The organism is Butyrivibrio sp. WCD3002 (assembly GCF_000424265.1).
Classification (GTDB): Bacteria; Bacillota; Clostridia; order Lachnospirales; family Lachnospiraceae; genus Butyrivibrio.
In genome coordinates this window covers 1-17,019 of sequence record NZ_AUJO01000003.1, presented here as the reverse complement: position 1 = coordinate 17,019, position 17,019 = coordinate 1, and the positions used below count along the sequence as shown (strand labels likewise).

The following is a 17,019-nucleotide window of genomic DNA, read 5'->3' as shown; positions in this document are numbered from 1 at the left end:
GACAATGGTATGAATGAGAAAGTTAAGCCTTATGAAGCAAAAATGACAAAAGCTTATGATTTCCTTGTAGCTGACCTTGCGGCAGTTCGCGCAGGCAGAGCTAATCCTCATGTTCTCGATAAGGTTAAGGTGGATTACTACGGAACACCCACACCTATTCAGCAGGTGGGCAATGTTTCAATTCCCGAAGCACGCATGATTCAGATTGCACCTTGGGACAAGAGCCTTATTAAGGATATCGAGAAAGCTATCATGGCATCAGATGTTGGAATTACTCCCAGCAATGATGGTAATGTTATCAGACTTGTTTTCCCTGAGCTTACAGAGGAAAGAAGAAAACAGCTTGCCAAGGATATCAAGAAAAAGGGTGAAGATTCTAAGGTTGCTATCAGAAATATTCGCCGTGATGGTAACGATGCTTTCAAGAAGCTTAAGGGCACAGATGTTTCAGAGGATGAGATAGCTGAGCTTGAGGAAGATCTTCAGAAGCTTACAGATCAGTTTATCAAGAAGATTGATACTGCTGTAGAAGAGAAGAGCAAGGAGATAATGACTGTATAACAGTTATTATTATCAGTACTAAATAATAAACAATGTTGGAGCCTGTGGGGACATCACAGGCTCTGACTTTTATCATATAGGAAATACGTTAGAAGTTTCTGTGTGATAAAACAATCCTAAGAATGGAACTTGTAAATTAATTAAAAAGATAGGAATACGAATATGGAAGAAATGAGTAAGATTCCGGAACATGTAGCGATAATTCTTGACGGCAACGGACGTTGGGCAAAGGCCAAGGGCATGCCCAGAAACTATGGACATATGCAGGGAGCAAAGGCTGTCGAAGACATCCTGGTTGTTGCCAGAGATATGGGTATTAAATATCTGACAGTGTATGCTTTTTCCACAGAGAACTGGAACAGGCCTGAGACAGAGGTTGCTGCACTGATGAAAATCCTTCGTCAGTACTTAAAGACCAGTATCAAGAAATCCATGAAGAACAATGTTCGCTGTCAGGTTATAGGAGAGCGTTCACGTCTCTCAGAGGATATCATAGAGGCTATTAACGAGCTTGAAACCGCTACAGCAGGTAATACCGGACTTACCTTTACTATAGCTATCAATTACGGCAGCCGTGATGAGATTGTGCGCGCCGTAAGAAATATAGCAGCTGAATGTAAAGACGGAAATCTCTCCCCGGAGGATATTACGGAAGAGATGATTTCTAAGAAGCTTGATACAGGCAATCTGCCTGATCCTGATCTGCTTATCCGTACCTGCGGTGAGCAGAGACTTAGTAACTTCCTTTTGTGGCAGTGTGCTTACACAGAGTTTTACTACACTGATATTGCTTGGCCCGATTTTGATAAGGAAGAATTACAGAAGGCAGTTGATGCCTATGCAGGTCGTAACAGAAAATTCGGCGGCCTGAAGGATACGGAATCAAAATAAAATCAGGGAGAATTGTGTATTTATGAAGACGAGAGTAGTGAGCGGAGCTGTTCTGGTTGTGCTTCTTGCAGCGACACTTCTTTGCGGAGGGTATGTGACAGCCGGTGTTCTCTTGTTTGTTTCACTGGTGGGATATCATGAACTGGTATCTGCACTTGGTGTAGGTGATGGAAAAAAGGAACTGAATATTATTGAGATACTTGGGCTGATAGCTGTTATAGCTTATTATGCTCTTACGATAGCCTTTGGCGGTGACATGAAGTATCTTGTCATGACCTTGATGTTTTTGTTTTTTGCTGAAGCGATTGTATTTGTTTTCACTTTTCCTAAGTATCATTCAAAACAGCTTATTGCAGCGGTATTTTCATTTGTGTATGCGCCGGTTATGCTCTCGTTCATATATCTTTTGAGGATCATGCCAAACGGACAGTATCTTGCATGGCTTCCTTTTATAGCATGGATATGTGATACCTTTGCGTACTTCGCAGGAAGAGCCTTCGGTAAGCACAAGCTTTGTCCGAAGCTTTCTCCGAAGAAGACCATTGAGGGTGCTATCGGCGGCATTGCAGGAAGCGTAGTTGCAGGCGCTGTATTTGGATATGTTTATGCAGTGAATACGGGATCTGCGGCTGTTAGTCGTGAGGTTATTGCTTTTATGGCAATCACTCTTGTGGCAGGCGCGCTTTCACAGATAGGAGATCTTATCGCATCCGGAATAAAGAGAGATCATGATATCAAGGACTATGGAAATCTGATTCCTGGCCATGGCGGTATAATGGACAGATTTGACAGCGTAATTTTCATCACTCCGGTGATATACTTTATGGCAACTATGCTGCTTAATGTTTGATTTTAGTTAGTAAGAGGTAATTGTTAATGGGAAGAAAAATTGTTCTTTTAGGTTCTACAGGTTCTATTGGAACCCAGACTCTTGACGTTGTAAGAGCTAACCCTGACGAGCTTAAGGTTGTCGGTATCGCAGCAAACAGAAGCGTTGATATGGTTGAAAAGCAGGTAAGGGAGTTTCAGCCTAAGTACGTTGCAATGTTTGATGAAAAGGCAGCCGAGGAGCTTAGGGTTAAGATTGCCGATGTGCCCACAAAGGTGCTTTCAGGAATGGAAGGACTCGTTGAGATGGTTTCCGTACCTGAAGCAGACACGGTTCTTACGGCTGTTGTAGGTATGATCGGAATTCGTCCTACGATTGCGGCTATCGAGAGTGGTAAGGATATAGCCCTGGCAAATAAAGAGACTCTTGTTACAGCGGGACATATCATCATGCCCCTTGCAGCGAAGAACAACGTAAAAATTCTTCCTGTGGACAGTGAGCACAGTGCTATTTTCCAGTCTCTGAACGGAGAGCCTGCAGATAAAATCGAAAAGATTCTTCTTACAGCTTCTGGCGGTCCTTTTAGAGGAAAGAAGCGCGAAGAGCTTGTTAATATGACAGTGGATGATGCCTTAAAGCATCCTAACTGGGATATGGGACCTAAGGTTACCATAGATTCAGCTTCTCTTGTTAATAAGGGACTTGAGGTTATGGAGGCTAAATGGCTCTTTGGAACAGATCTTGATAAAATCCAGGTTATTGTACAGCCTCAGAGTATAATACATTCTATGGTGCAGTTTGTTGACGGCGCCATCATGGCAGAGCTTGGTGTTCCGGATATGAAGCTTCCTATTCAGTACGCACTTTTCTATCCTGACAGAAGGCCCATGAATGAGAAGAGACTTGATTTCTTTGAGCTTGCAAGTATAACCTTTGAAAAGCCTGATACAGATACCTTTAAGGGTCTGGCTCTTGCTTACGAAGCTGCAAGAGAAGGCGGAAGTATGCCTACAGTATTTAACGCGGCCAACGAAATGGCAGTTAAGAAGTTTATAGCAAGAGAAATTCGTTTCCTTGATATTTATGACATGATTACCGATGCCATGGAGCATCACAACAAGATCGAAAATCCTGATCTCGAGGAGATTCTTGAGGCAGAGGCATGGACCTATGCTTATCTTAAGGATTTAAAGCTGTAATTTAGCGGGAGGCATTTTTTACAATATGTTAGTTAGTTTGATAATTTTTTTCATAATCTTCTGTGTCCTTGTGACTACCCATGAGCTGGGGCATTTCCTTATTGCCAAGGCAAACGGAATAAGAGTTCTTGAGTTCTTTATCGGAATGGGACCTGTGTTATGGAAAAAGAAAAAAGGGGAGACAACCTACAGCATCAGGCTTTTGCCTATCGGTGGTGCCTGTGTTTTTGAAGGTGAGGATGTAATAGACGCAGAAAAGCAGGAATTCGACGAGCGTTCCTTCCCCAACGCCAATGTTTGGGCAAGAATAGCAGTATTGTTCGGCGGTCCGTTTTTCAACTTCATAACAGCCATGATACTGGCTATTATCGTTGTGGCAAATTCCAGCTGGGCTTTTCCTGTTGTGGCAGGACTTACAGAGGACTCAGCTGCAGCTGATGCAGGACTTATGGAGGGCGATACCATTGTTTCCATAAACGGTGAGCGCATTCATCTTGCATCAGAGGTTACACTTATTTCACAGTTCAGTCAGGGTGGCCCCATGCACATCGTATATGAGCGAGACGGTCAGGAGAGCAGTACTGATCTGATCCCTCGTTATGACAGCGAGGCAGGTCGTTACTTCATGGGACTCTATATGGGTAAATACGAGCGTGTAAGTGCAGCTCAGGTTGTTCCTTACGCATGGTATGATGTCTGGTATTATCTTAAGACTACCTACAGGAGCCTTGCACTTCTTGTTCAGGGTAAATTATCACTTAATGATGTTTCCGGTCCTGTGGGAATGGTCAAAATAGTGGATGATACCTATGAGGCAGTCAGCCCCTACGGTGTATGGTCAGTTGTTCTTACCATGCTGGAGCTGGCGATACTTCTCTCGGTTAACCTGGGAGTTATGAACCTTCTTCCTTTTCCTGCGCTTGATGGCGGAAGACTTATATTCCAGTTCATCGAAGTTGTGAGAGGTAAACCCGTACCGAGAGATAAAGAGGGTATGGTCCACCTTGTGGGAATGGTTGTGCTACTGGCATTTATGGTGGTTGTAGTCATCAATGATGTTTCAAAATTCATGAGGTAATAGATATGGCATATCGTGATAATACTAAGGTTGTTCATATAGGTAACAAGGTCATCGGTGGCGGTAATCCCATAATGATTCAGTCCATGACAAATACACCTACTGAGGATGTGGAAGCGACAGTAGCGCAGATCCTTGCCCTTGAGGCAGCAGGCTGTGATATTGTAAGATGCACCGTTCCTAATCAGGAAGCAGCAGATGCAATTAAGAAAATAAAAGAGAGAATCCATATTCCGCTTGTTGCTGATATTCATTTTGATTACAAGATGGCTATCGCTGCCATGGAAAATGGCGCTGATAAGATCAGAATCAATCCCGGTAATATCGGATCAAATGACAGAATAGAAGCAGTCGTTAAGACTGCTAAGGAAAGAAATATTCCCATCAGAGTCGGTGTAAACAGCGGCTCTCTTGAGAAAAATCTTGTTGAGAAATACGGCGGAGTTACTGCTGAGGGTCTTGTTGAGAGTGCTCTTGATAAGGTTCGCATAATTGAGGATTTTGATTACGACAATCTTGTAATTAGTATTAAATCCTCCAATGTAATGCTTTGCGTGGATGCCCACAGAAAGCTTGCTGAGAAAACAAATTATCCTCTTCATGTTGGAATTACAGAGGCCGGTACACTTTATGGCGGCAATATAAAGTCTTCAATCGGACTTGGAATTATTTTGAACGAGGGTATAGGTGATACCATAAGAGTTTCACTCTCCGGTGACCCTACAGAGGAGATAAGGACAGCAAAGATGATCCTTAAGACTCTTGGCCTCAGAAAGGGCGGAATAGAAGTCGTATCCTGTCCTACCTGCGGAAGAACCAAGATAGACCTTATCGGACTGGCAAATCAGGTTGAGAAGATGGTTCAGGAATTCCCCTTGGATATCAAGGTGGCAGTTATGGGCTGTGCGGTAAACGGACCGGGAGAAGCCAAGGAAGCTGATATAGGAATCGCTGGCGGCGTAGGTGAGGGACTTCTCATTAAGCGCGGCGAGATAGTTAAGAAGGTTCCTGAGGCAGAGCTGATAAATACCCTCAGAGAAGAACTCGTTCATTGGAACGATTAACGATCATAATCACTTCGGAGACTCTTTTGAATCTTCGAAGTGTGTTTATATTATAGAAAGAGATTTGACGTATGAGAAAACCATTTCTTGAAGTGTTTGCCACACTTGAATTAGATAAAAACACAAAAGAAGAATTAGCGGATGTTCAGGTGGAAAAGATTTCAACCACTCAGAAAAAGGATCTCGTACGTATCTATTTATCCAGTAACCGTCTGATTGACAAGGCAAAGGTCATAAAGGCGGAGAAGGAGATCAAGAAGCAGCTGTTTAAGGAAACCAATCTCACAGTTAAAATCTACGAGAGGTTTTTCCTATCTGCCCAGTACACTCCCAAGAACCTTCTTGAGATGTACAAGGACAGCATCATGCTGGAATTCAAGAATTACGATCCAATAGAATATACGGTCTTAAAAACTGCGGACTTCGAGTTCCCCGAGAGCGACAAGGTTGTTCTTGTGCTGGAGGAATCTGTTATCGCGGAGAAAAAGGCAGCAGACATACAGCGCATTCTTGAGAAAATCCTGAATGAACGCTGCGGTTTTGCTGTAAGAATGGATGTCCGCTATAAGGAAGCCGAGGCTAAGAAAAAGGAACACGATTATACCAAGGAGACCATGAAGCTTGTTCAGAAGCTCGAGCTGTCCGAGGAGAAGTCTGATAAAAAGCACGAAAAGGAAGCCAAGGAAAAGGCGGCAGAGAGCAAGCCGAAGGAGCAAAAGCCCGCTGAAAAGAGTAAGTTCCAGGGCGGAGATGCCACAGCTTCCAAGGGCAGTAAGTTTGGCGCAGGTTCAAGCGGTAAGTTCTTTAAAAAGAATCAGGGCGGCAGCTTTAAGAGATCCGATGATCCCAATGTTATTTACGGCAGAGACTTTGAAGATGAAGCTATGCCTATGGAAGAGATTGTCGGAGAAATGGGCGAAGTTACCGTAAGAGGTCAGGTTATCAGCTACGACAAGAGAGAGATAAAGGGCGAAAAGGCCATTCTCATGTTTGCCATTACTGACTACACGGACACTATCACCGCCAAACTTTTTGCGAAAATGGAGAATGTTCCTGAACTGGAGCAGGATATCAAAAAGGGTGCATTCCTGAAGATCAAGGGAATTGCCATGGTGGATAAATTCGACCACGAGGTTACGATTCAGAGTATAGCCGGAATTCGTAAGGTGCCTGATTTTACAACCAAGCGCGTGGACGAAGAGGAAGTTAAGAGAGTTGAGCTCCACTGCCACACCAAAATGAGTGATATGGACGGTGTATCCGAGGTTAAGGATATTATTAAACAGGCATATAAATGGGGTATGCCGGGTATCGCCATTACAGACCACGGTGTTGTGCAGGCCCTTACAGATGCCAATCATGCCTGGGAGGATCTGTGGAAGGCAGAATCAGGGAAGCGCAAGGAAGCAGGAGAAAAGCGTCCCGACAGACAGGATTTCTTTAAGGTTGTTCAGGGCGTAGAGGGTTATCTTGTCGATGACCTTAAAGAGATTGTTATTAACAATAAGGGGCAGAAAATCGAAGGCAGCACCTTTGTAGTCTTTGATATTGAGACCACCGGATTTTCTCCCAAGAAAAATAAGATCATTGAGATAGGTGCAGTTAAGCTTAAGGATGGTCAGATTCTGGATCGTTTTTCGGAATTCATTGATCCCGGAGAACCCATACCTTTTAACATTACAAAACTCACCAGTATCACCGATGAGATGGTTATCGGCTGCCCCACAAGAGATGAGATTGTCCCAAGATTTGTGGAGTTCTGTGAGGGATGTATTCTTGTTGGTCATAACGTTGGTTTTGATATCAGCTTTATCAATGAAAACTGCAGACAGCTGGGCATAGACGTTGATTATACGACAGTGGATACCATGGGATTATCCAGAGCCTTTTTCCCTAGACAGGCTAAGCATAACCTGGATGCTCTTTGTAAGACCCTCGGAGTTGTGAATGAACACCATCACAGAGCTGTTGACGATGCTGAGTGTACAGCTAAGATTTTCCTTAAGTTTATGCCTATGATGGAGCAGGAGCAGGCGGACGACCTCACCAAGGTCAACGCCCTTGGTGCATCCAATCCTGAGATTGTAAAGCATCTGCGCACCCATCATGTAATCATTCTGGCTAAAAATACCATAGGAAGAGTTAATCTCTACACCTTGGTAAGTAAGTCACATCTTGATTACTTCAGCAGATTTCCTCGTATACCTAAGAGCGAGCTGATGAAGTACAGAGAGGGACTTATCATCGGTTCCGCCTGCTGTGCAGGTGAGCTGTACGGCGCTGTTGTTGAGGACAGAGATGATCAGGAGATAGCAAAGATAGTAAACTTCTATGATTATCTTGAGATTCAGCCTGTTGCCAATAACCATTTCATGGTGGAATCCGAGAGATATGAGACCATCAATTCGGATGATGATATAAGAGAAGTTAATAAGAGAATAGTTCGTCTTGGTGAGCAGTACGGTAAGCCTGTTGTAGCTACCTGCGATGCGCATTTTCTTAATCCTGACGATGAGATATACAGAACCGTTATTATGGCCGGAAAGGGTATGAATGAAGAGACCCCGGCTCCGCTTTTTGTGCGTACAACTGCCGAGATGCTTAAGGAATTTGATTACCTTGGCGCGGCTAAGGCCAAAGAGGTGGTAATAGATAATACAAGGGATATTCTTAAAAGATGTGACAGTATATCTCCTGTAAGACCCGATAAGTGTCCTCCTGTCATCGAAGACAGTGACGGAATCCTTACAAGGATCTGCTATGACAAGGCTCATGAGATTTACGGTGAAAACCTGCCTGCAATAGTTGAGGAGAGACTTGAGAGAGAGCTTAACTCAATCATTAAGAACGGTTTCGCGGTTATGTATATCATTGCTCAGAAGCTGGTTTGGAAATCAGTCGAGGATGGATACCTGGTTGGTTCCCGTGGTTCCGTAGGTTCATCCTTCGTTGCCTTTGCTTCGGGTATAACTGAGGTTAATTCGCTTTCACCTCACTATGTGTGCCCTAAGTGCAAATACAGTGATTTTGATTCGGAGGACGTGCTTAAATACGGCGGTAATTCCGGATGCGATATGCCTGATAAAAAGTGTCCCAAGTGCGGTCACATGATGAATAAGGACGGTTTCGATATTCCTTTCGAGACCTTCCTTGGATTTAAGGGTGATAAGGAGCCTGATATCGACCTTAACTTTTCCGGTGAGTATCAGTCCAAGGCTCATAAATATACGGAGGTAATTTTTGGTTACGGACAGACCTTCCGTGCCGGAACCATAGCCGGTCTTGCGGATAAGACAGCCTACGGCTTTGTAAAAAAATATTATGACGGAATAGGCGCAGCCAAGAGAAGATGTGAGATAGACAGAATAACCCAGGGCTGTATCGGTATCAGAAGAGGTACGGGTCAGCATCCCGGCGGTATCATAGTTTTGCCTGTGGGTGAGGATATCAACTCATTCACACCGGTTCAGCATCCCGCTAACGATATGACTACGGCTACCATCACCACACACTACGATTATCACTCCATCGACCACAACCTGCTAAAGCTTGATATTCTGGGTCATGATGATCCTACCATGATAAGATTCCTGCAGGACTGCACAGGACTTGATCCCAAGACAGTGCCTCTTGATGATAAGAATGTAATGAAGCTTTTCATGAACACGGAGTCCCTTAATATCACTCCGGATCAGATTGGTGGAACAAAGCTTGGATGCCTTGGACTTCCTGAGTTTGGTACAGACTTCGCTATGCAGATGGTTATCGACGCATCGCCGTCGTCACTGTCTCACCTTATCAGAATTTCAGGTCTGTCCCACGGAACCGACGTATGGCTGGGTAACGCGCAGACACTGATTCAGGAGGGAAAAGCTACCATCGATACCTGTATCTGCTGTCGTGACGATATCATGATTTACCTGATTCAGAAGGGCATGGACAAGTCACTTTCCTTTAAGACCATGGAGTCGGTTCGTAAAGGTAAGGGACTTACTCCCGATATGGAAAATGCCATGATCGAGGCAGGGGTACCTGACTGGTACATCTGGTCCTGTAAGAAGATCAAGTACATGTTCCCTAAGGCTCACGCTGCAGCTTACGTTATGATGGCTTGGCGTATAGCATACTTTAAGGTATATGTGCCTCAGGCATTTTACGCAGCATGGTTTTCAATCAGAGCAAAGGCTCTCAGCTACGAGCACATGTTCCAGGGAGAGGGCACTCTTCATATGTGGATGAACACCTACAGAAGTAAAGGCGATGCCATGACTAATGCTGAGCAGAACGAGCTTGCTGCTATGAGACTTGCTGAGGAGATGTATGAGCGAGGCATAGAGGTTATGCCTATAGACATCTTCAAGGCTGCATCCAGATCCTTCCAGGTATTTGGAGATAAGATCATGCCCAGCCTTGTAAGTATAGACGGCCTTGGTGAAAAAGCTGCGGATCAGATCGTCGAAGCAGCAAAGGATGGTCCTTTCATTTCCAGGGATGATTTCAGACAGCGTACCAAGTGCCCTCAGGCAGTAGTAGAAAAGATGGCAAACATGGGTCTGCTTGGAGATATTCCCGAATCAAACCAGATAAGTATCTTTGATTTCATGAAGGGGTGATTGTATATAGAAACTGAAAGCTGTAACCAAGTATTTTACAAATCTTTAATTTGAGCATATTACTTAATCGATAGTATACTAATATTACGATATTTTGATAATAAATCTGTTCACTAAAAGCAATGACATGATTTAGGGGGCATTGAGTCAATATGTTCATGAATATGAAAAGAGCCAAGGTGACCGCTTGGGGTATGGCAATCTGCTTTTTATTGATACATGTACTTATGATCATGATTTTTATTCAGTGCGGTGTTACGCCCATGGCTAAGTTTAATGTGTTCAGTATTAGCTTTTATATTGTTATGCTCTTCGTTGTGTATAAGGAGTGGCTGCAGTTCTATGCTGTGGCAGTATATCTTGAAGTGGTTGCTCATATGGTGCTAGCAGCGCTGCTTACCGGTTGGGGCAGTGGGTTTCAGATTACCCTTATAGGCATGAATGTTCTGGCGTTTTTTGCCGAATACACCGGCAGAACCCTGAAAATAAAATATGTTCGTATGATGCCGATGTGCATATTGGGAATGTTTTTTTATCTTTTCGTATATGTGTATCTGCATTTTCATCCCGCGCCTTATGTGCTTCCTGCGAAAGCTGAATTTTGGCTTTCATTGCTGTGGGGAGTTATTGTTTTTGTGATTACTATGTTCGTCCTGCAGTTTTTGGTTATTATAGCCAACAAATCAGAAGAACAGTTGGAATATCAGCTGTCTCATGACAAACTCACCGGACTTCCCAACAGATATTATCTGACCAATCACCTGGAAAAGTTACAACGTAAAAATGATGAATATTGGATAGCGATTTCCGACATAGACGATTTTAAAAAGGTTAATGATACCTATGGCCATAACTGTGGGGACTATGTCCTTAAAAGTGTGGGCGAAATTCTATCGGATAGAGGAGCACTATGCTGCAGATGGGGCGGTGAGGAATTTTTGTTTGTTGGGAAAACATCAGAAATCCCCGATGCCTTTGAGTTCTTGGAGAAAATCAGAAAAGAGATTGAACAGCGTGATTTTGAGCATGAAGGCACGCATTTCAAAGTTACGATGACCTTTGGAGTGTCATCTTCTGCTGGTAAAAAAGTCTTTGATACTATTCGTGATGCCGATGAAAAGCTGTATCTTGGAAAACACAGTGGTAAAAACAGGGTAATTACCAAAAAACATACTGTGGAAAATATGATTTCTCAGGTTCAGGATCCTCTCACTCGTGTAAAGAACAAGGCTGCTTTTGAGAAATCAATAGAATCTCTGAATATGGATATTAAACATGGAGCAGCCGGTTTCGGAATAGTTTTGGTAAGGCTGAAAAATGTTGATGAGATAAACGAAAAGTATGGCCAGGACAAGGGTGATGAGTATATTTTAGGAGCATGTAAGTTAATTTGCGGAGTGTTCATAAACTCACAGGTATACAGAGCTAAAGCAACTGAATTTGCAGTTGTAATAGCGGGCAGAGACTTCTATGAGCGTGAGGAACTCATGGCTGAGCTTTCAGATGTATTTGGTAAATCAATTGAGAACGGAGATAATAATCCCTGGCACAGATATCAGGTATCCATCGGTATGTCTGTATATGATGAAAATGATAAGGATGTTTCAGGTGTTATTGGACGCGCCGAAGAGCAGGTTTTGAAAGGATTAGAACAGTGATTGAAGAAATAATGAAGGTTGCCCGCAAAGCAGGTGACATAATGATAAGTGCCGAGCGTCCAATAAGAAACAGGTTCGTATTACCAAAAAGGTAAATCAAACCTGTCTTTTGATGAATTATTTAATTGATGAAGGTTTAATAGCCATTATTTGAATTTGAAGTGCCTGCTCGTTGATACGGTAGATTACAGTGGATAGAATCAACATAGTTTTCAGCAATATCAAGACTGGCTGATAGTTCTAATATAGCGACAAATGCTTCTTCTAATTCGAAGTGAGCTCTGGGAGTCATAACTATTTCGTAATTATCCAAAATATTTCTCCTTCAAAGCGGCAAATGCATCATCAAATGGAATCAAGTCAGCACCTTCCTCGATTTCTTTTTCAGATATAGCTATTGATTCATCAATCGAAGCGTCGAGACTGCTATCAGGGATCAACGCTCCTTCCATGATACCAATGATATAAAAAAGCTTATCATCAGGTATCTGCTCAAGAAGCTCTAAAGCTCTTTCTCTATTACTCATATAACAATTTCCTTTCTATTCTAGTAGTCCCCACCACTTGTATAGACAACGCTATTATATCATTTTTATTGTGCTAAAAATAGCTATAGCTTAATAAAGGCTTACTTGATGCTAATGTGGAGGATTCACTTGTAATGTGTTAGATGGGACATTCTGATATAACCACCACGAGAAAGTACTATTATTATAGCAGAAGAAATGCTGAGCATAAGCGCCAGCAGATAATGAATGCCATCCCTTTTTGATAGAAGAGATGGCATTTTTCTTTAAACATGATTTATCTATCGCGAGAATTCCCCTTAAAATAAACATCTTTGAAACCCTTCAGTTTAACTCCGGTTTAACTGGGAGAATTTGAAGATTTTCAGAGAAAATAAAAAACTCCGAAACGCGCTTGGCGTCTGGAGTTACAGGGTTGGGCTGTTTACACAGTCAGTAGCTCGTAGCGGAATCGAACCGCTGATTCTGCCGTGAGAGGGCAGCGTCTTAGCCGCTTGACCAACGAGCCATGTTCTTTTGTTTCGCCTTTCGTTTGGCGACTTGATTATATTATTACAAGTTAAAAAATAATGCAAGTACTTTTTTGAAAAAAATTAAAAAAATTATGTGGTATAATTATTTTGTAGCATTTTCGTCTTATGAATCCCGCGCAGTTATGCGTTTTCTTACACACACGAGGAGCGATGAGATATGCTTAATAAATTAGAAAAATCGCTGGTAGTTCTTATAGCAATTTCTTTTGTCAGCTATTTTGTTAGTACGGTAATGGGCAATGATTATCTGATGGATCTGCTGTCGCCGGTTACCGTGGCTTTGGTCTTTATTCTTCTTTTGTCTGAGATTCCACGGCTTGGGCCCTTCAAATGGTCCACTGTTGCCATGGCTGTAGGTATGGCCATCTGGTTTGTCGCCGATGTTATCTATTTGTATGCGGATTTTTATTCAGAGAATTACGATGCCTTAATGGCACTCACAAACGATATCTACCTGTTACCTGATGCATGTTTTGCTATGTGCATATCTATTTACATGCTTTCCATGCTGAAAGGGAAAGGAACAGAAATAGCGTTTCTTATGGCTAACACCCTGTGTTTTTCTATATGCGGGTTTGTTATGATCTATAGATTTCACGTGATTGTAGCAGGTCCGGGTCATAGCGGAGCTCATTGGAAAGAGCTTATATTTTTCTTCATTAGTTTTTACATAATAATGATGGATTTAGGGCTCCTTATCCGAATCGGAACTAAGAATATCCACAGGGGAACTGTCATTACCAATATTGGAATAATTGGCTATGCAGTGCTTGATCTTGAGTATGATTTCATGCGAGCGCTTGGTCATGATGCGGAAAATGATTATGCAAATTTGTTATATGTTCTTACCATGATTTTTATGTGCGTGGGGACAACCATTCAGATATGTAAGAAGTACGATTTCGAATTTATTGAAAGGGATTTTACCGGTAAAGGTACCAAAAGAAGATTTTTCCTGATAGTTATATTCATGTTTATTGATGTCGGGTTCATAATGACAGGCATTCTTACCCAGACACTTGGCATGTTTATTTTGATCACCTTTATGTCGTACCTTATTACCAATTACGTGCTTCATTCATCACATCTGAATGAGGAACTGATACTACAGCAAAGGGAACAGAATGCTGTACTTGAAGAGCGCATCAAGGAAAAAACCAAGGACCTTCAAAGCGCAAATGATCAGCTTGTTACGTTGTCATCCACCGATATGCTGACAGGATTATATAACAGAAGATCAGCGGTGGAAATTCTTGAGAAAATTCACAACGAGGCAAAAACAGAAAGAAAAACCTATGCTGTTTTTTGTGCTGATCTGAATCACTTCAAACCCATTAATGATACTTATGGTCACGAGATGGGTGACAATGTTCTTATAGAAATCGGTAAAAGACTAAATTCTCTTCCCGAGAAATATACTTCTTTCAGAATGGGCGGCGATGAATTTTTGATCTGCCTTAAAAATGTTAAGAGCCATGAGGAAATAGAGGTTGCTGCTGACAATATCAGGGCACTTTTTAATCAGTCAATAATTCACGATAATTATATTTTTAATCTGTCCGCCAGCATAGGGATAGCAATATATCCCGATGATTGCCTGGAAAGCTACGAGCTACTGATCAATTACGCTGATAATGCAATGTATGATGTAAAAAGGAGCGCCAACAAGGATGGATACAAGTTCTTTGACAAGAGGATGATAAATGAGATTTCCAAGGCTCAATTCATAAGTAAAACAATAGCCAATTCTATTCCGGAGAAGGACTATATTCTGCATTTTCAGCCCCAGATCGATGTTGACAGCAATGAGGTTATCGGTGTGGAAGTGTTCCCGCATCTTAGAGGAGATATGGAAAATATTTCCCCGGCCCAGATCATCCCTATGGCAGAAGAGTGTGGCCTTATGAGCAGGCTTGGAATATGGATAGTAAAAGATTCTTTTGAAACTGTTGCAGAGTGGAAAGAGACCTATGGGAAAAATCTGGAGCTTACGATAAATCTTTCACCGCTTCAACTTCTTGACGCTGAGTTTATTGAGTCATTGGAAAAAATGAGTAAAGAGTACGGCCTGACTACAGACAGGATTATTCTTGATATTTCAAGTAACGTGATCATGGGTGCAGCAAGCTCAGCCAGAGATACCATGGAAGCATTCCACAACTATGGCTTTAAACTGAGCCTTAATGATTTTGGCGGTAACAGTATCAATCTGTCTTATCTTATGAATTGTGGCATCAATTACATTAAGCTCTCGAGAAATCTGATATCAGGTGTTGAGACGGACAAAGCCACCAAGGTTCTTATAGATTCTATAATGAGATTTTCTTCTGCAATGGGTATAATCGTGACTGCGGTTGGTGTTGAGACGGAAAGTCAGTACCACGCTCTTAACGAAATGGGTATAACCAAGATGCAGGGATATCTTATCAGCAAGCCTGTAAGAAGGGATGAATTTGAACATATCCTGACTCATGGAATTACTCTGCAATAATTAGTGATTAATCAGCAAAAAGTGTAATGCATCCGCCCGAAAAACACAGTATAATTATCATTGTGGCATTATGGTCACAAGATAAAGATACTATAGGCAAAACATAAAGTTATGGGAGGTTGTATATGCTTTATATAGGTGTAGATCTTGGTACATCATCAGTTAAGCTTGTCCTTATGGATGAGACAGGCAAAATTCACGGAACAGCTACAAGGGAATATCCTTTATTCTTCCCTCAGCCCGGCTGGTCAGAGCAGAAGCCCGAGGACTGGTATGCTCAGGCTGTTGAAGGCTTAAAGGAGCTTCTTAAGGATGTAGATAAATCACAGGTTGCAGGTATAAGCTTTGGCGGTCAGATGCACGGACTTGTAATCCTCGATGAGAATGACAACGTTATCCGTCCCGCAATTCTTTGGAACGACGGCAGAACTCAGAAGCAGGTTGACTATCTCAACAATGAGATCGGAAAAAATAAGCTTTCAGACCTTACTGCAAATATCGCCTTTGCCGGCTTCACAGCACCCAAGATTCTCTGGATCAAAGAAAATGAGCCTGAGAACTTTAAAAAGATCAAGAAGATAATGCTTCCTAAGGATTATCTTGCATATAAATTCACAGGCACCTTCTGCACAGATTATTCAGATGCATCAGGTATGCTTCTTCTGGATGTTAAGAACAGAAAGTGGTCCAAGGAGATGTGCGATATCTGTGGTATCACAGAGGATATGCTTCCTCAGCTCTTTGAGAGCTATGAGAAGGTTGGCGAGCTTAATGCAGAGCTTACATCAGAGCTTGGCCTTAACAGCGGCGTAGTAGTTGCAGCAGGAGCAGGTGACAATGCGGCAGCAGCTGTAGGAACGGGTACAGTTGGAAACAACAGATGTAACATCTCACTCGGTACAAGCGGAACTATTTTCATGTCATCAGACAGCTTTGCCGTTGACAGCAACAATGCACTTCATTCCTTTGACCATGCAGACGGAACCTTCCACCTTATGGGATGCATGCTCAGCGCAGCAAGCTGCAACAAGTGGTGGATGGATGAAATCCTTAAGACCAAGGATTATGCAGATGAGCAGAAGGGTATCGAGAAGCTTGGTGAGAACCATGTATTCTTCCTTCCTTACCTTATGGGTGAGAGATCTCCCTGGAACAATCCTAACGCACGTGCTACCTTCACAGGCATCACAATGGATACCACAAGAGAGGATATGACACAGGCTGTACTTGAAGGTGTTGCATTTGCTACAAGAGATATGTATGAGGTAGCAAAGAGCATCGGCGTTAAGCCCGAGAGAACAATGATCTGCGGCGGCGGAGCAAAGAGTCCTCTTTGGAGAAAGATGATCGCTAACATCCTCAACATCGAGGTTGACGTACCTGTATGTGAAGAGGGTCCCGGAATGGGTGGCGCAATGCTGGCAATGGTAGCCTGCGGAGCTTATAAGAGCGTAGTAGAAGCTGCAGCAGCTATTGTTAAGGTTGATAAGACAGAGAAGCCTGATCCTGCACTTGTTGAAAAATACGAGGCAAGATATCAGCAGTTCAAGAATATCTATCCTGCACTTGCAGATA

Annotated in this window: 12 protein-coding genes and 1 tRNA gene; 10 read left to right on the top strand and 3 right to left on the bottom strand. The window is 42.6% G+C overall.

Translation table 11 applies throughout. The annotated features are described in order from the left end of the window. Positions 1-9: 9 nt before the first annotated feature. From frr to G608_RS22245, 8 genes are all read left to right on the top strand, one after another. Positions 10-561, top strand: a complete 552-nt coding sequence (frr, locus tag G608_RS0105475) for a ribosome recycling factor (protein ID WP_026495190.1) — start codon at positions 10-12, stop codon at positions 559-561. A gap of 162 nt (positions 562-723) precedes the next feature. Next, positions 724-1,452 carry an isoprenyl transferase gene (locus G608_RS0105470; protein WP_026495189.1) on the top strand — a complete coding sequence of 243 codons (729 nt, stop codon included), beginning with the start codon at positions 724-726 and terminating at the stop codon, positions 1,450-1,452. A gap of 22 nt (positions 1,453-1,474) precedes the next feature. Then, complete coding sequence (locus G608_RS0105465; protein ID WP_026495188.1) at positions 1,475-2,302, top strand: phosphatidate cytidylyltransferase; 828 nt, start codon at positions 1,475-1,477, stop codon at positions 2,300-2,302. A 26-nt stretch (positions 2,303-2,328) separates the two neighbouring features. Continuing rightward, entirely contained in the window at positions 2,329-3,480 is a 1,152-nt protein-coding gene (locus G608_RS0105460; protein ID WP_026495187.1) for a 1-deoxy-D-xylulose-5-phosphate reductoisomerase, read from the top strand. A 25-nt stretch (positions 3,481-3,505) separates the two neighbouring features. Further along, complete coding sequence (locus tag G608_RS0105455; RefSeq protein ID WP_026495186.1) at positions 3,506-4,558, top strand: M50 family metallopeptidase; 1,053 nt, start codon at positions 3,506-3,508, stop codon at positions 4,556-4,558. Between the two features lie 5 nt (positions 4,559-4,563). Continuing rightward, entirely contained in the window at positions 4,564-5,622 is a 1,059-nt protein-coding gene (gene ispG, locus G608_RS0105450; RefSeq protein WP_035794817.1) for a flavodoxin-dependent (E)-4-hydroxy-3-methylbut-2-enyl-diphosphate synthase, read from the top strand. A 71-nt stretch (positions 5,623-5,693) separates the two neighbouring features. Next, positions 5,694-10,235 carry a PolC-type DNA polymerase III gene (locus tag G608_RS0105445; protein ID WP_026495184.1) on the top strand — a complete coding sequence of 1,514 codons (4,542 nt, stop codon included), beginning with the start codon at positions 5,694-5,696 and terminating at the stop codon, positions 10,233-10,235. 164 nt (positions 10,236-10,399) lie between these two features. Further along, positions 10,400-11,893 carry a GGDEF domain-containing protein gene (locus G608_RS22245; RefSeq protein WP_207637682.1) on the top strand — a complete coding sequence of 498 codons (1,494 nt, stop codon included), beginning with the start codon at positions 10,400-10,402 and terminating at the stop codon, positions 11,891-11,893. Between the two features lie 136 nt (positions 11,894-12,029). Here the strand turns inward: G608_RS22245 and G608_RS23160 are convergent, their stop codons facing one another. The 3 genes from G608_RS23160 to G608_RS0105420 form a co-directional block, all read right to left on the bottom strand. Further along, a complete protein-coding gene (locus tag G608_RS23160) occupies positions 12,030-12,206 on the bottom strand; it encodes a hypothetical protein (protein WP_155833225.1) in 177 nt (58 codons plus the stop codon). Then, positions 12,199-12,420, bottom strand: coding sequence for a hypothetical protein (locus G608_RS19995; RefSeq protein WP_035794815.1), 222 nt, complete (start codon positions 12,418-12,420; stop codon positions 12,199-12,201). Before G608_RS19995 ends, G608_RS23160 begins: the two co-directional genes overlap by 8 nt. Positions 12,421-12,856: 436 nt before the next feature. Next, positions 12,857-12,928 (bottom strand) — tRNA-Glu (locus G608_RS0105420). A gap of 182 nt (positions 12,929-13,110) precedes the next feature. On the opposite strand from G608_RS0105420, the gene G608_RS0105415 reads away from it, so the two are divergent. Both G608_RS0105415 and xylB read left to right on the top strand, forming a co-directional pair. Further along, positions 13,111-15,444: a putative bifunctional diguanylate cyclase/phosphodiesterase gene (locus tag G608_RS0105415; RefSeq protein WP_026495183.1), complete on the top strand. Its 2,334-nt coding sequence runs from the start codon at positions 13,111-13,113 to the stop codon at positions 15,442-15,444. A 125-nt stretch (positions 15,445-15,569) separates the two neighbouring features. Next, on the top strand, positions 15,570-17,019 hold a 1,450-nt coding region (gene xylB / locus G608_RS0105410), incomplete at its 3' end, for a xylulokinase (protein ID WP_026495182.1).

Bases quoted from the DNA above. Each gene is read 5' to 3' on its own strand.
- G608_RS0105465 (WP_026495188.1), top strand. From the start codon at position 1,475: ATGAAGACGAGAGTAGTGAGCGGAGCTGTTCTGGTTGTGCTTCTTGCA.
- ispG (WP_035794817.1), top strand. From the start codon at position 4,564: ATGGCATATCGTGATAATACTAAGGTTGTTCATATAGGTAACAAGGTC.
- G608_RS0105470 (WP_026495189.1), top strand. From the start codon at position 724: ATGGAAGAAATGAGTAAGATTCCGGAACATGTAGCGATAATTCTTGAC.
- frr (WP_026495190.1), top strand. From the start codon at position 10: ATGAATGAGAAAGTTAAGCCTTATGAAGCAAAAATGACAAAAGCTTAT.
- G608_RS0105445 (WP_026495184.1), top strand. From the start codon at position 5,694: ATGAGAAAACCATTTCTTGAAGTGTTTGCCACACTTGAATTAGATAAA.
- G608_RS0105460 (WP_026495187.1), top strand. From the start codon at position 2,329: ATGGGAAGAAAAATTGTTCTTTTAGGTTCTACAGGTTCTATTGGAACC.
- G608_RS22245 (WP_207637682.1), top strand. From the start codon at position 10,400: ATGAAAAGAGCCAAGGTGACCGCTTGGGGTATGGCAATCTGCTTTTTA.
- G608_RS19995 (WP_035794815.1), bottom strand. From the start codon at position 12,420: ATGAGTAATAGAGAAAGAGCTTTAGAGCTTCTTGAGCAGATACCTGAT.
- G608_RS0105415 (WP_026495183.1), top strand. From the start codon at position 13,111: ATGCTTAATAAATTAGAAAAATCGCTGGTAGTTCTTATAGCAATTTCT.
- G608_RS0105455 (WP_026495186.1), top strand. From the start codon at position 3,506: ATGTTAGTTAGTTTGATAATTTTTTTCATAATCTTCTGTGTCCTTGTG.